The 13,476-nt window shown below is 72.7% G+C and carries 11 protein-coding genes; 4 read left to right on the top strand and 7 right to left on the bottom strand.

Features of this window, described 5'->3' with window-relative positions:
- Window positions 1-75 precede the first annotated feature (75 nt).
- From ACMA1D_RS26910 to ACMA1D_RS26885, 6 genes are all read right to left on the bottom strand, one after another.
- Window positions 76-363, bottom strand: a complete 288-nt coding sequence (locus ACMA1D_RS26910) for a DUF1416 domain-containing protein (RefSeq protein WP_349994532.1) — start codon at window positions 361-363, stop codon at window positions 76-78.
- 59 nt (window positions 364-422) lie between these two features.
- On the bottom strand, window positions 423-1,262 hold the full coding sequence (locus ACMA1D_RS26905; RefSeq protein WP_414726595.1) for a sulfurtransferase: 840 nt from the start codon (window positions 1,260-1,262) through the stop codon (window positions 423-425).
- Between the two features lie 182 nt (window positions 1,263-1,444).
- Window positions 1,445-1,525 (bottom strand): Ms5788A family Cys-rich leader peptide, encoded by an 81-nt coding sequence (locus ACMA1D_RS26900; RefSeq protein WP_351229977.1) that lies wholly within the window; start codon window positions 1,523-1,525, stop codon window positions 1,445-1,447.
- A gap of 305 nt (window positions 1,526-1,830) precedes the next feature.
- Window positions 1,831-2,805, bottom strand: coding sequence for a DUF2993 domain-containing protein (locus tag ACMA1D_RS26895; protein WP_414726594.1), 975 nt, complete (start codon window positions 2,803-2,805; stop codon window positions 1,831-1,833).
- 183 nt (window positions 2,806-2,988) lie between these two features.
- A complete protein-coding gene (locus ACMA1D_RS26890; RefSeq protein ID WP_414726593.1) occupies window positions 2,989-4,842 on the bottom strand; it encodes a hypothetical protein in 1,854 nt (617 codons plus the stop codon).
- A 10-nt stretch (window positions 4,843-4,852) separates the two neighbouring features.
- Window positions 4,853-5,137, bottom strand: coding sequence for a MoaD/ThiS family protein (locus ACMA1D_RS26885; protein WP_414726592.1), 285 nt, complete (start codon window positions 5,135-5,137; stop codon window positions 4,853-4,855).
- Between the two features lie 281 nt (window positions 5,138-5,418).
- Between ACMA1D_RS26885 and ACMA1D_RS26880 the strand changes: the two genes are divergently transcribed.
- From ACMA1D_RS26880 to ACMA1D_RS26865, 4 genes are all read left to right on the top strand, one after another.
- The gene (locus tag ACMA1D_RS26880; protein ID WP_414726591.1) at window positions 5,419-7,152 is read left to right on the top strand and encodes an ABC transporter ATP-binding protein; all 1,734 of its coding nucleotides are present in this window, start codon (window positions 5,419-5,421) and stop codon (window positions 7,150-7,152) included.
- A complete protein-coding gene (locus ACMA1D_RS26875; RefSeq protein ID WP_414726590.1) occupies window positions 7,149-9,305 on the top strand; it encodes an ABC transporter ATP-binding protein in 2,157 nt (718 codons plus the stop codon). The genes ACMA1D_RS26880 and ACMA1D_RS26875 overlap by 4 nt, the downstream gene beginning before the upstream one ends.
- Window positions 9,306-10,094: 789 nt before the next feature.
- On the top strand, window positions 10,095-10,949 hold the full coding sequence (locus tag ACMA1D_RS26870; protein ID WP_414726589.1) for a response regulator transcription factor: 855 nt from the start codon (window positions 10,095-10,097) through the stop codon (window positions 10,947-10,949).
- A 24-nt stretch (window positions 10,950-10,973) separates the two neighbouring features.
- Window positions 10,974-12,014: a LacI family DNA-binding transcriptional regulator gene (locus ACMA1D_RS26865; RefSeq protein ID WP_414726588.1), complete on the top strand. Its 1,041-nt coding sequence runs from the start codon at window positions 10,974-10,976 to the stop codon at window positions 12,012-12,014.
- A gap of 250 nt (window positions 12,015-12,264) precedes the next feature.
- On the opposite strand, the gene ACMA1D_RS26860 is transcribed toward ACMA1D_RS26865, so the two are convergent.
- Window positions 12,265-13,467 (bottom strand): AAA family ATPase, encoded by a 1,203-nt coding sequence (locus tag ACMA1D_RS26860; protein WP_414726587.1) that lies wholly within the window; start codon window positions 13,465-13,467, stop codon window positions 12,265-12,267.
- Window positions 13,468-13,476 lie beyond the last annotated feature (9 nt).

The raw sequence follows: 13,476 nt of genomic DNA, 5'->3' as shown, positions 1-13,476 counted from the left end.
TGCGCGGAGGGCCGCACCCCAGCCACAGGCGTCCAACCCCTGGGGTGCGGCCCTCCGGCCGTTCGGTGAGCGACGTCAGACGGTGATGGCCACCTCGGCCAGCCCGCCCTTCTGCGCCACGACCGTGCGGTCGGCGGTGGCGCCGGGCACTAGTGCGCGCAGCGTCCAGGTGCCCTCGGCCGCGTAGAAGCGGAACTGTCCGGTCGCCGAGGTCGGGACCTCGGCGGTGAACTCGCCGGTGCTGTCCAGCAGCCGCACGTAACCGGTGACGGGCTGGCCGTCGCGGGTCACGCTGCCCTGGATGGTGGTCTCACCGGGCTTGATGGTCGACGCGTCGGGGCCGCCGGCCTGTGCTCCACACATGGGTGTCTGTCCTTACGTCTGGGAGGAAGAGATCGCGAAGGATCGCGGGGAGAGGCGGGTCAGGAACCCGAGCCGACCTCGATCGGCACGCCGACCAGCGAGCCGTACTCGGTCCAGGAGCCGTCGTAGTTCTTGACGTTGCTCTGGCCGAGCAGCTCGTGCAGCACGAACCAGGTGTGGGCCGAGCGCTCGCCGATGCGGCAGTACGCGATGGTGTCCTTGGCCAGGTCCACGCCCGCGCCCTCGTACAGCTCCTTCAGTTCGTCGTCCGACTTGAAGGTGCCGTCGTCGTTGGCCGACTTCGACCACGGGATGTTGCGGGCGCTGGGCACGTGGCCCGGGCGCTGCGACTGCTCCTGCGGGAGGTGCGCCGGGGCGAGCAGCTTGCCGGAGAACTCGTCGGGGGAGCGCACGTCGACCAGGTTCAGCGAGCCGATGGCCGCCACCACGTCGTCGCGGAACGCGCGGATCGAGGAGTCCTGCGCCTTGGCCGTGTACGTGGTGGCCGGGCGGGTCGGGACCTCGGAGACCAGCTCGCGGGCGTCCAGCTCCCACTTCTTGCGGCCACCGTCGAGCAGCTTGACGTCCTGGTGCCCGTAGAGCTTGAAGTACCAGTAGGCGTAGGAGGCGAACCAGTTGTTGTTGCCGCCGTAGAGGACGACGGTGTCGTCGTTGGCGATGCCCTTCTCGGACAGCAGCTTCTCGAAGCCCGCCTGGTCCACGAAGTCACGGCGCACCGGGTCCTGGAGGTCCTGCTTCCAGTCGATCCGGACGGCGTTCTTGATGTGGTTCGTGTCGTAGGCAGACGTGTCCTCGTCGACCTCGACGATGACCACCTTCGGGTCGTCGATCCGGGCCTGGACCCACTCGGCGTCCACCAGGACGTCGCTGCGGCTCATGCTGTTCTCCTCCGGGGCAGATACGGATGGTGCACGGTTACGCGGATGGCGCACCGGCAGGCGGCGCTAGGGGATGCGCGCGGCGCTGCGCGGGGGTTGGTACGAAGCCGGGCCCGGTGTCGGGCGGGCGGGGCGGACCTGCAAGAACGTGCGCGGTGCGTCCCCAACGACGGGGCCTCGTGTCAGACGGGGCGACAGAGCATGGCGGCGACGCGGCACAGGTCTACTGCCCGCCGCTTCGTGAGATCCGCCTGTCGCTTCATGCGTTCGATCGTAAGGACGGCGGGCTAGCGTGTCACCGGCGTGTCATATTGTGAGACGAGAATGGTTGATATATGAGACGCCGACCGGGTGAGCTGCGCCCGCGACCCCCGGCGGCACGGGCCCGTGTCGATCGGCATCTGCACTGCGGACGCCCGCGTCTCAGCAGGTGGACGGCGGGTGGACGGGGTGGCGGCGGGCGTCGGAACGGCCGGCCACCCGAGGGTAGCCGGCCGTGCGGCGGTGCAAGCGCGTTCAGCGGTGCCAGGGCCCGCCAGCGGGACCGCCCGTCAGGGCAGGTGCAGGGTCAGCCGGCCAGTTCGACGGCGTTGCCCTCGGCCTCGATGTCGACGCCGTCCTCCGACGTGGCGATCGACTTCAGGTCGAGCCCGGCGGGCAGGCCGTCGACCTTGCGGTCGATGTCGGTGCGCTCGCGCACCTTGTCCTCCAGACCCGGCACCGCGCCGGCCGGGATTTTGTCGGCGCGCAGCCGGATGGTGTCCCCGTTGACCACGCTGACGGTGCCGTACGCACTCAGCTTGTAGCCGGGCAGTCCGGCGCTGAGCTTCACCCGGCCCTGGCCCGCGTTGTCCTGGCCGGCGTAGCTGACGGTGATGCCGGGGCCGGCGGCGTTGGAGAGATCCGCGTAGCTGACGTGGGCGCGGCCGGTGGCGTGGGCGGCGGTGGCGGAGGAGAAGTTGCTGGAGACCTTGACGTCCCGCATGGTCGCCTTCATCTCGGTGATCCGGATGGCGCGGCCGTTCTCCGAGCTGGTCAGGCCGTTGAAGGTGACTTCGACCTCGTCGAACTTCTTGTCCAGCACCTGGGTCAGGAACGGGAAGCCCTTGATCGACACCTCGGGCGTGTCGGTCAGGTTCTCCTTGCTCTTGATCTTCTTGGCCACCTCGGACTCGGCCACGTTGACGGCGATCCGGTCGGCGGCGACGAACAGGCCGCCCAGGATGATCACGAGGACGAGCAGGATCTTCAGGCCGCGCCCTCGGCGCCGCCTGGGCGCCGGCGGCGGCTGCCGGTCGTCGTAACCGGCGGCGGGACCGGCCGCGTACGGGTCGTAGCCACCGCCTTGACCGCCGCCCTGACCGTCCGCATAGCCGTAGCCGCCCTGACCCTGCGCGTAACCGTGCGCGTAGTCGCCCTGGCCGTCCGCGTAGCCGTCGCGACCGTCGTCGTAGCCGCCCTCGTACCCGCCGGGTGCGGGCTGGTACGGCGCACCGCCCTGGCCACCCCCGTGTGCTGCGCCCCTGTGCGCCGCGTCCGACATGCTGGTGTGCCCCCCAAGGAGTCCGTCAGGTCCGTGCCTGGCAGCGAGCCTAACCGTAGGTGCCCGAAATCGGCCGAACGTTCGCTCGTATCCGGTGACGCCCGGCCGGTGCCCGCGGTTCCGCGTACGGGCCGGTTCCGCGGGGCGCGCCGGGTGCTGGGCGCCCCGCGGAGCCGTAGGGACTCAGCCGAGCACTCGGCCGAGGACGTAGACGGCCGGCGCCGCCGCGGTGAGCGGCAGTGCGACCCCGGCCGTCAGGTGCACGAAGCGCGACGGGTAGTCGTAGCTGGCCACCCGCAGCCCGACCAGTGCGCACACCCCGGCCGCCAGCCCGATGAGCGTGCCTTCGGTGCCGAAGTCGGTGAGGCGTCCGGCGGCGAAGCCGGCGCCGGTCGCCGCGGCGAGCGCGAGCAGCACGGAGACCGGTCCTGGCAGCGGCAGCGCGCGCAGCAGCGCCGCGACCGCGACGCCGGCCGCGCCGATCACCACCGGGTCCGCGTCGGTCGCCAGGTAACCGGCCGCGACCACGGCGAGCGCGGCCGACGTGGCGGTGGCGGTCAGCCCGTACAGCCGCTCGTCCGGCGGGCTGAGGTTGCGCAGTTGGAGCACGATCACCAGCAGCAGCCAGCAGCCGAGGGTGCCGATCAGCACGGTCGGCGCCTGGTCCCGGTCGGTGGCGAGCAGCCCGACGTCGGCGACGACGCCGGCGAGGAAGGCCAGGGCGATGCCCTGCCGCGCGGGCCACATGCCGTTCAGCCGGAACCAGCCCGCTGCGGTCACCGCCTGGAGCAGTACCAGGGCCACCGCGAGCGCCGGTTCGGCGATCGGCGCGGCCACCGCTAGCAGCCCGGCGAGCACCGCGGTCAGCGCCGCGGGTTGCAGCCCGGGCCCGAGGATCTGCGGCCGGCCCTCGGCCTTGGCCTTCTCGGCGGCGGTCAGCGGCGCACCGGCCGACTCCCCGGCGGCCCCGCTCTCACCACCACCGGCACCATCGGCACCACCGGCACCACCGCGGGGCGCCGCCCCGGCACCCTGCACCGGCGTCAGCACGCGCGTGTCATCGGCCCGTACGGTGCCGAGTACGTGGGTCTGGTCGGACGGCACGGTGCCGAGGACGTGCGTCTCGTCGGGGCGCACGGTGCCGAGCACGTGGGTCTCGTCCGCCCGCACCGTGCCGAGCACGCGCGTTTCGTCGGGACGGCCGTGCCCGGGCTGCTGGCCGGTGCCGGCACCCCACGCGGCCGGGTGCGGGCCGTCGGCCGGCGCGCCGTTGCCGTACGGGCCCGCGTGCTGCGGGGGCCCGCCGTAGGGATCTGCCTGGTGCGGCGCGCCCGCTTCGTACGGTCCCGCCTGGTGCGGCGTGGTGCCGTACGGCGTCGTGGTCTGGCCGGGGGCGGCGGGGGCTGCGTATCCGCCGGGCGTGCCGTGCGGGTACGAGCCGCCACCCTGGCCGCCGGCTCCGTACGCACCGTCTTGGAGCGGATCACTCTGGTACGGGCCGCCTTGGAGCGGATCGCCCTGGTACGCCGGACCGCTCTGGTACGGGCCTCCGGCGTACCCGCTGCCCTGGTACTGGTTCCCCGCGTACCCGCTGCCCTGCTGGGCGCCGCCGCCGTACGAGCCGTCGCCCTGGCCGCCGGTCCCGTACTCGCCGGTCCCGTATCCGGCAGCGCCGTACTCGCCGGCCGCGTACCCGCCGCCGTCGTACCCGCCCTGCCCCGGGTGCCCCGGCTGGTTCGGCTGGTTCGGGTGGTCGTTCCGTGCGGCGTACGGGTCGGGCTGGTAGCCGCCGTCCCCGTACGGAGCGGCCTGGTAGGAGCCGGGCGCGGGGTTGTACGCGGCGTTGTCGTAGGGGTTTGGGTAGGGGGCGGGCGCGTCGTACGGCGTGCCGTACGGGGGCTGGGGTGCGGCGTCCTGCGGCGCGGGCTGCTGGTGGGCGTGCGGCGGGTAGGGGCCGGGCTGGCCCTGGTGCCCGTACTGCCGGTACTGGCTCTGTTGGCCCTGGTCACCGTGGGGGTCGTGCTGTCGGTCGTTCATGGTCGGTGGGTCACCCTCCCGCGAACGGGGGGAGCACCTCGACCGTGCCGCCGTCCGCCAGTTGGACCGTGTCGTGCGCGCGGGTCCCGACGGAGACGCCGTCGACCAGGAACGAGCAGCGCAGCAGCACCCGGGCGAACTCCGGCCGGGCCCCGTGCCGGTCGCGGGCCGCGGCGAGCGCGTCGGCGAGGGTGTGCGCGGCGTACGACTCCTCCGCGGTGCCGGCCGCCGCCTTGGCCGCCGCCCAGTACCGGATGGTCCCGGCCGGCGGGGCCCCCGTGTCCGTTGCCGCCATGGGGCTCCTTCTGCTCGTCTGCCTCGTCCTGCGGACCACCGGCCCGGCTCGGATCGGCCTGCGCGCCGCCGGCCCGTCGGGGACCGGGCCCGCGCGGGCCGCCCTCCATGATGACGCCTGCCGGGCGCCCCGATCGCCGCGCCGGCCCGACCGGTGGCCCGCCTCCGGGGCGCCCCCGTCGCCCTGCCTGCTGGCCGCGCCCCAGGTGAGGTGGGCAAAGACCGGCTCCGGGCGCGGTAAACCAGAAGCCGGTGCGGCAGGGCTCACATAGGGTGCGCGATGTGTTGGTCCGACTACTGCGGGCGTACCTGCGACCAGCGGCACGCCCCATCGCCGCGATCGTGGCGCTCCAGTTCACCCAGACCCTGGCCACCCTCTACCTCCCGACCCTCAACGCGGACATCATCGACAACGGTGTCGTGAAGGGGGACGCGGGCCACATCCTGCGCACCGGCGGCGTCATGCTCGCCGTGACCCTGCTCCAGATGGTGTGCGCCATCGCCGCCGTCTACCTCAGCGCCCGCACCGCCATGGCGCTCGGCCGCGACCTGCGCGCCGCCGTCTTCGACCGGGTGCAGTCCTTCTCGGCCCGTGAGCTCGGCCGGTTCGGCGCGCCCTCGCTGATCACCCGCACCACCAATGACGTGCAGCAGGTGCAGACGCTGTGCCTGATGACGTTCACGCTGATGGTGACCGTGCCGATCATGTGCGTCGGCGGCGTGGTGATGGCGCTCAACCAGGACGTGCCGCTCTCCGGGCTGCTGCTGGCCCTCGTCCCCGTACTCGGCGTGCTGATCTCGCTGATCGTCCGCCGGCTGCGGGCGGCGTTCCGCGGCGTGCAGGAGAACGTGGACCGGGTCAACCGGGTGCTGCGCGAGCAGATCACCGGCATCCGGGTCATCCGGGCTTTCGTCCGCGACGGTTACGAGCGGGAACGGTTCGCCGGGGCCAACGGCGCCCTGCGGGACGTCTCGCTGCGGGCCGGGCGGCTGATGTCGCTGCTGTTCCCGGTCGTGGGGCTGGTCATCAACGTCTCCAGCGTCGCCGTGGTCTGGTTCGGCGGGCACCGCATCGCCGGCGGCGACATGGAGATCGGCGCGCTGACCGCTTTCCTCTCCTATCTGATGCAGATCATGATGGCCGTGATGATGGGCACCTTCATGCTGATGATGGTGCCGCGGGCCGAGGTCTGCGCGGAGCGCGTACAGGAAGTGCTCACCACCGAGAGCAGCGTGGCGCCCCCGGCCCGCCCCGTCACACCGGCCCGGCAGCGCGGCGAACTGGAGTTGCGCGGCGTGGAGTTCCGCTACCCGGGCGCCGAGGAGCCGGTGCTGCGCGACGTCTCGCTGACCGCGGGGCCCGGCCGCACCACCGCCGTCATCGGCAGTACGGGCAGCGGCAAGTCGACGCTGATCGGCCTGGTCCCGCGGCTGTTCGACGCGACGGCGGGACAGGTGCTGATCGACGGGCAGGACGTGCGCGACCTCGACCCGGAGCAGGCCGGCGGCCGGGTGGGGCTCGTGCCGCAGAAGCCGTACCTGTTCAGCGGGACCGTCGCCTCCAACCTGCGGTACGGGAACCCGGACGCCACCGACGAACAGTTGTGGCAGGCGCTTGAGGTGGCGCAGGCCAGCGAGTTCGTGGCGGCGATGGAAGGCGGGCTCGCGGCGCCCATCGCACAGGGCGGCGGCAACGTATCCGGCGGCCAGCGGCAGCGGCTCGCCATCGCCCGCGCGCTGGTGCGCGAGCCGCGGATCTACCTCTTCGACGACTCGTTCTCGGCGCTCGACTACGCCACCGACGCCCGGCTGCGGGCCGCGCTCGCCCGCCGGACCGCGGACGCGACGGTGATCATCGTGGCGCAGCGGGTCAGCACCATCCGCGACGCGGACCAGATCGTGGTCCTGGACGAGGGCCGGGTGGTCGGCACCGGCACCCATCAGGAGCTGATGGAGACCAACGAGACGTACCGGGAGATCGTGCTGTCCCAGCTCACGGCGGAGGAGGCGGCATGAGCGGGCCGGAGGGGAGGCCGGGGCCGGGACCGCGGCCGGGGTCCGAGCCCGCAGCCGAGGGCCGACCCGAGGGCGAACCCCAGCCCCAGCCCAAAGCCCAGCCCCAAGCCAAAGCCCAGCCCCAGCCCCGACCCAAGGCCAAGGCCGCCCCGCGCGGGCCCGGGCCCGGGATCGGGGCCGCGCGGTTCCTGGGCGGCCAGCCCACCGAGCGGACCATGGACTTCCGCGGGTCGAGCCGTCGACTCCTTGGCATGTTGCGGCCCGAGCGGCTCGGCGTGACCGTGATGGTCGGGCTCGCCGTGGTCTGCATCGCGCTGAGCGTGATCGGCCCCAAGCTGCTCGGCCACGCCACCGACCTGATCTTCACCGGCGTCATAGGCGACCGGCTCGCGCCCGGGCAAACCAAGGCCGAGGCGGTCCAGCGGATGCGCGACAGCGGCGAGGGCACGGCCGCGGACGTGGTCGCCGCGATGGACGTCGTACCAGGTCAGGGCATTGACTTCGATGCGGTCGGACACACCCTGCTGTGGGTCCTGGTGATCTACCTGGTGGCCGGCGCCGGCACCTTCCTCCAGGCCAGGCTGGCCACGTACATCGTGCAGCGCACCGTCTTCCGGCTGCGCGCCGAGGTGGAGGAGAAGTTGGCGCGGCTGCCGCTCAGCTACTTCGACCGGCAGGCGCGCGGCGAGGTGCTCAGCCGCGCCACCAACGACATCGACAACGTCGGCCAGACCCTCCAGCAGACCTTCGGCCAGATCACCCTGTCGCTGCTGACCATCGTCGGCGTGCTGGCGATGATGTTCTGGATCTCGCCGCTGCTGGCGCTGGTCGCCCTGGTCACGGTGCCGGTCTCGGTGGTGATCGCGACCCGGATCGGCAAGCGGGCGCAGCCGGAGTTCGTCCAGCAGTGGACGACCACCGGGGCCCTCAACGCGCACGTGGAGGAGATGTACACCGGGCACGCCCTGGTGAAGGTCTTCGGCCGGCAGCAGGAGTCGGCGGAAACCTTCCGCGAGCACAACGAGAAGCTGTACGCCTCCAGCTTCCGGGCCCAGTTCATCTCCGGGATCATCCAGCCCGCGATGATGTTCATCGGCAACCTCAACTACGTACTGGTCGCCGTCGTCGGCGGGCTGCGGGTGGCCAGCGGCTCCCTGTCGATCGGTGACGTGCAGGCGTTCGTGCAGTACTCGCGGCAGTTCAGCCAGCCGCTGACGCAGGTCGCGAGCATGGCCAACCTGGTGCAGTCGGGCATCGCGTCGGCCGAGCGGGTCTTCGAACTCCTCGACGCCGACGAACAGACCCCGGACCCGCCCGCCACCAAGGCGCTCCCCACGCCCCGCCCCGCGCCCGGCGGGTCCGACGCCCCGGCGCCTGGCGCGGTGCGCGGCGAGGTCGCCTTCGAGCGGGTCAGCTTCCGGTACGAGGACGACAAGCCGCTGATCGATGACCTGTCGCTGACGGTGCGGCCAGGACAGACCGTCGCCATCGTCGGCCCGACCGGCGCCGGCAAGACCACCCTGGTCAACCTGCTGATGCGGTTCTACGAGGTGCGCGGCGGCCGGATCACCCTGGACGGCGTCGACATCGCCGCCCTGCCCCGCGAGGAGCTGCGCTCGCACATCGGCATGGTGCTCCAGGACACCTGGCTCTTCGGCGGCACCATCGCCGAGAACATCGCGTACGGGGCGCCCGCCGGCACCTCCCACGACGCCGTCGTGGCCGCGGCGCGCGCCACCCACGTGGACCGTTTCGTACGGACCCTGCCGGGTGGCTACGACACGGTGATCGACGAGGAGGGCGCCGGCGTCAGCGTCGGTGAGAAGCAGCTCATCACCATCGCCCGGGCCTTCCTCGCCGAGCCGGCGATCCTGGTCCTGGACGAGGCGACCAGCTCGGTGGACACCCGCACCGAGGTCCTCATCCAGCAGGCGATGGCCTCCCTGCGCACCGGCCGCACCAGCTTCGTCATCGCGCACCGCCTCTCCACCATCCGCGACGCCGATCTGATCCTGGTGATGGAGGCGGGCACGATCGTCGAGCAGGGCACGCACGCCTCGCTGCTCGCGGCGGGAGGCGCGTACGCGCGGCTGTACGCGGCCCAGTTCGCGGGCGCTCCGAGTGAGGGGGCGGAACCGGTGCTGGAGGGGTGAGGGGCGGGGGCTGCGGGGCGGGGTGGTCTGGGGGTGTGGGCCGGTCGGGGCGGTCCTGGGGTGTGGGCCGGGCGGGTTCCCGGCCCTGGCCCCCGGCAAGCCCCACCGGCAAGAAGAGCGCGGCGTGCGCTCCCGTGCGCCCCCTACGCCCCTACCCGTAACGCGGCTGAAATGCATCGGACACGCATACGGAGGGTGTGCTTCACGGCGCGTGGTGTGACGGCTTTGCGAGACGTTGGGGGTGTGTGCGGCGCGGGTGCTCGGCCGTTCGAGTCCCGTGCGCGGTTCCGGGGGCGAACGGGCGTGCCCCGGGTGAAAGCGGCGCCCATCAGGCCGCACGCGCCGCAGAGAGCGCCGGGCAAGGCCGTCATTTCCGGCGGAAATCGAGGTTTTGGCCGGTGGGGACGGCAGGGCGGGGCGAGCGGAAGCCGCGTTACGTGACCGAGGGAACAACAGCAGGTGCACATTCAGCCGTGGCCTCCAGCGGCCCTTCGGCTATCCTGCTAAGCGGAGGACCTGGGCAATGCAGCCCCCAGGTCCTTTTGTGCTTTCAGCCATGCAGCTCGACTGCCCGACCCTCGACTGCCGACTGAAGGCCACCGGAGGAAGCAGGTCCGCAAACTCCCCCGGGCCGCTCCCGGGAAGTGCCCCACGCAGGGACCGAGGAGGAACCGACGTCATGGGCAAGCCAAGCGAGACGCACAGGACGAACAGGGCGACGGCCGGCGGCGCCCCCCACGGGGCGTCCCCCGGCGAGCCGGCGACCGGCGGCGGGGCGGGTGGTCGCCGATGAGTTCGCTGCTGCTGCTGACCAACGCGCTCCAACCCTCCACCGAGGTACTGCCCGCGCTCGGCCTGCTGCTGCACGGCGTGCGGGTGGCGCCCGCCGAGGGCCCGGCGCTGGTGGACACCCCGGGCGCGGACGTGATCCTCATCGACGGCCGTCGTGACCTGCCGCACGTCCGCAGCCTGTGCCAGTTGCTGCGCTCCACGGGCCCCGGCTGTCCGCTGATCCTGGTGGTCACCGAGGGCGGGCTCGCGGCCGTCAGCGCCGACTGGGGCGTGGACGACGTCCTGCTCGACACGGCGGGCCCGGCGGAGGTGGAGGCGCGGCTGCGGCTGGCGATGGGCCGGCAGCAGATCGTCTCCGACGACGTACCGACCGAGATCCGCAACGGCGACCTGTCGGTGGACGAGGCGACCTACAGCGCCAAGCTCAAGGGCCGGGTCCTGGACCTCACGTTCAAGGAGTTCGAGCTGCTGAAGTACCTGGCCCAGCACCCGGGCCGGGTCTTCACCCGGGCCCAGCTCCTCCAGGAGGTGTGGGGCTACGACTACTTCGGCGGCACCCGCACCGTGGACGTCCACGTACGGCGGCTGCGCGCCAAGCTCGGGCCCGAGCACGAGTCGCTGATCGGCACGGTGCGCAACGTGGGGTACCGCTTCGTGGTGCCGGAGAAGGTCGAGCGGGCCGCCGAGCGGGCCGTGGAGCGCGCGGCGGAACAGGCCGCGGACGGCGCGCGTACCACCGGGACCCGTGGGGCCCGTGCGGCGAAGGGGACAAACCACCGCGACCCGGCCGGCCGGCGCCCCGGCGCGGAAGACGGAGCGAAAGCAGGGGTCGCACGGCCGGTAAACGGTTAGGGGGACCCGCGTAGACTGCCGCGCGTGGCCAAGGTGACGCGGGACGATGTGGCACGACTTGCGGGAACGTCGACCGCTGTCGTGAGCTACGTCATCAACAACGGACCAAGGCCGGTCGCCCCGGCCACGCGCGAGCGGGTACTCGCCGCGATCAAGGAGCTCGGCTACCGGCCGGACCGGGTCGCGCAGGCGATGGCCTCGCGCCGGACGGACCTCATAGGGCTCATCGTGCCGGACGCCCGGCAGCCGTTCTTCGGCGAGATGGCGCACGCGGTCGAGCAGGCGGCGGCCGAGCGCGGCAAGATGGTCCTGGTCGGCAACTCCGACTACCTCGACGAGCGCGAGGTGCACTACCTGCGGGCCTTCCTCGGCATGCGGGTCTCCGGGCTGATCCTCATCAGCCAGGGCCTGAGCGAGAACGCGGCGGCCGAGATCGAGGCGTGGGACGCCCGCGTGGTGCTGATGCACGAGCGCCCCGAGGCGATCGACGACGTGGCCGTGGTGCTCGACGACGTCGGCGGCGCCCAACTCGCCGTCCGTCACCTCCTGGAGCACGGTCACCCGTACGTGGCGTGCATCGGCGGTACGGAGGAGACCCCGCCGGTCGGCGACCCGGTCACCGACCACGTCGAAGGCTGGCGCCGGGCCATGCTCGAAGCGGGCCGCTCCACCGAGGGCCGCCTCTTCCAGGCCCCCTACAACCGGTACGACGCCTATCAGGTCGCGCTCGGCCTGCTGGCCGGCCCCGACCGCCCGCCCGCGGTCTTCTGCGCCACCGACGACCAGGCCATCGGCGTCCTGCGGGCCGCCCGCGAACTGCGCATCGACGTCCCCGGCGAACTGGCCGTGGCCGGCTTCGACAACGTCAAGGAAGCCGCCCTCACCGACCCCCCGCTCACCACGGTCGGCTCCGACCGCCCCGCCATGGCCCGCGCGGCCGTGGACCTGGTCCTGGACGACGGCCTCCGCGTGGCAGGCTCCCGCCGCGAACGCCTCAAGCAGTTCCCCTCCGCCCTGGTGGTCCGCCGCTCCTGCGGCTGCGGGCACGGGCCCAGCGGGGGGTAGTTGTTTCGGGGGTGGCGTCGGGGCCCCGGCCCCCGCGTACGCCAGGCCGGGCCCCGGGCGCGCTGCCCCTGCCTGTACCGCGTGCGCCGGGGCGTGGGCAGGGGCCCGTCACCCGGCGGGCCGTCCCACCAGCCCCTGCACCGCGTGCACCATCCGCCGGAAGGACCTGCTGCGCTCGCTCGCGGCGTGTAGGTCGATCAGAGGACCTCTCCGTGCCCCTCCACGACGAGCGCCACCACGGGCGTGTGCGTCACTGCTGCGCCTCCACCGACGAGTCCGGTTCGGCGGGGAGGAGTTGGTCGTTCCGCAGCAGCTCGCCGGGGGTGTAGAGGTGCTCGCGCAGGGCCAGGGCCCCTGCCTCGTCCAACGGCCCGATCCGGGTCTCGCCGTCGACCGAGCGTACGGCCCGTAGCTCGGACAGCTCGAAGTCGTGCCGGTCGAGCAGGTCGGGGCTGTGGCTGGTGACGATGGTCTGCCGGCGCTCGCTGGCGTCGCGCAGCGCGTCCAGGAGTACGCCGGCGGCGGCCGGGTGGAGGGCGTTCTCCGGTTCCTCGATGCCGATGGTGCTGCGCGTGTCGCCGGTGCCGGCGAACAGGGCGACCAGCACGCCCAGCGCGCGGAGCGTGCCGTCGGAGACCGACTGTGCTGGGAACTTCCACGGCTGCTCGCCGTCCGGCGCGTCCTGCCGGAACTCCAGCGTCTCCCATCCGCCCACGTCGGTACGGGAGACACCGCGCATGCCGGGGACGATGTGCCGCAGGTAGCCCTCGATGCGGGTCTGGTCGCGCCGGCCCCGGGCACTGGCCTGCAAGCGGTGCAGCACGCTGGCGACGTTGGCGCCGTCGCGGAGTAGGAGATCGCCAGAGTCGGGGGTCTGCGGCCGGCGCATCACGTCCGGGTTGAGGTGGAAGACGCTGATGCCGGCGAGCCCTTCGTACACGGGCCGGAACGCGTCGAGCCCGGCGGCGGTCACCAGGGTCAGCCGCCGGTCGTCGACCGGGGGCATGACGGCCTCGGTCGTGTGCGTCATCTCGCCGTGCGCCACGCGGAAGCTGGCACTCGGCCGCCCGCCCTCGGCAGCGGGCCGGTCCGCGTACCAGACGACGCAGAACTCGCGGGAGACCCGGTATCCGCCGCCCAGCAGCGCGGTCACCTCGAAGCCGTACGCGCCGTGTAGACCCGGGGCACGGAACTCCAACTCGACGGAGAAGGCCGCGGGGTTCCCGGCGGATCTGTGGACCACGTCGGTCACGCCACCGCGGTTGCGCAGCGCCTGGGCGAGCGAGCCCTGCAAGGACTCCGAGAGCAGTCGCAGCGCATCGAGGAAGTTGCTCTTGCCCGCCCCGTTCGGCCCCACGAGCAGGAGCAGCGGACCCAGCTCGACGTCGGCCGACGCGATGCTCCGGAAATGCCCCAGCCGGACCCGGGTGAGCGAGAAGTAGTTGTCCTGCATGCGGCCAGT

The sequence above is a fragment of the Streptomyces sp. 796.1 genome (assembly GCF_047525675.1).
Taxonomy (GTDB): domain Bacteria; phylum Actinomycetota; class Actinomycetes; order Streptomycetales; family Streptomycetaceae; genus Streptomyces.
This window is presented reverse-complemented; position numbering and strand designations above follow the sequence as displayed.

What these genes read in the sequence shown, in the direction of transcription:
- ACMA1D_RS26860 (WP_414726587.1), bottom strand. Translation starts at nt 13,467, where the DNA reads ATGCAGGACAACTACTTCTCGCTCACCCGGGTCCGGCTGGGGCATTTC.
- ACMA1D_RS26910 (WP_349994532.1), bottom strand. Translation starts at nt 363, where the DNA reads ATGTGTGGAGCACAGGCCGGCGGCCCCGACGCGTCGACCATCAAGCCC.
- ACMA1D_RS26885 (WP_414726592.1), bottom strand. Translation starts at nt 5,137, where the DNA reads ATGGCGGCAACGGACACGGGGGCCCCGCCGGCCGGGACCATCCGGTAC.
- ACMA1D_RS26875 (WP_414726590.1), top strand. Translation starts at nt 7,149, where the DNA reads ATGAGCGGGCCGGAGGGGAGGCCGGGGCCGGGACCGCGGCCGGGGTCC.
- ACMA1D_RS26905 (WP_414726595.1), bottom strand. Translation starts at nt 1,262, where the DNA reads ATGAGCCGCAGCGACGTCCTGGTGGACGCCGAGTGGGTCCAGGCCCGG.
- ACMA1D_RS26870 (WP_414726589.1), top strand. Translation starts at nt 10,095, where the DNA reads ATGAGTTCGCTGCTGCTGCTGACCAACGCGCTCCAACCCTCCACCGAG.
- ACMA1D_RS26900 (WP_351229977.1), bottom strand. Translation starts at nt 1,525, where the DNA reads ATGAAGCGACAGGCGGATCTCACGAAGCGGCGGGCAGTAGACCTGTGC.
- ACMA1D_RS26895 (WP_414726594.1), bottom strand. Translation starts at nt 2,805, where the DNA reads ATGTCGGACGCGGCGCACAGGGGCGCAGCACACGGGGGTGGCCAGGGC.
- ACMA1D_RS26890 (WP_414726593.1), bottom strand. Translation starts at nt 4,842, where the DNA reads ATGAACGACCGACAGCACGACCCCCACGGTGACCAGGGCCAACAGAGC.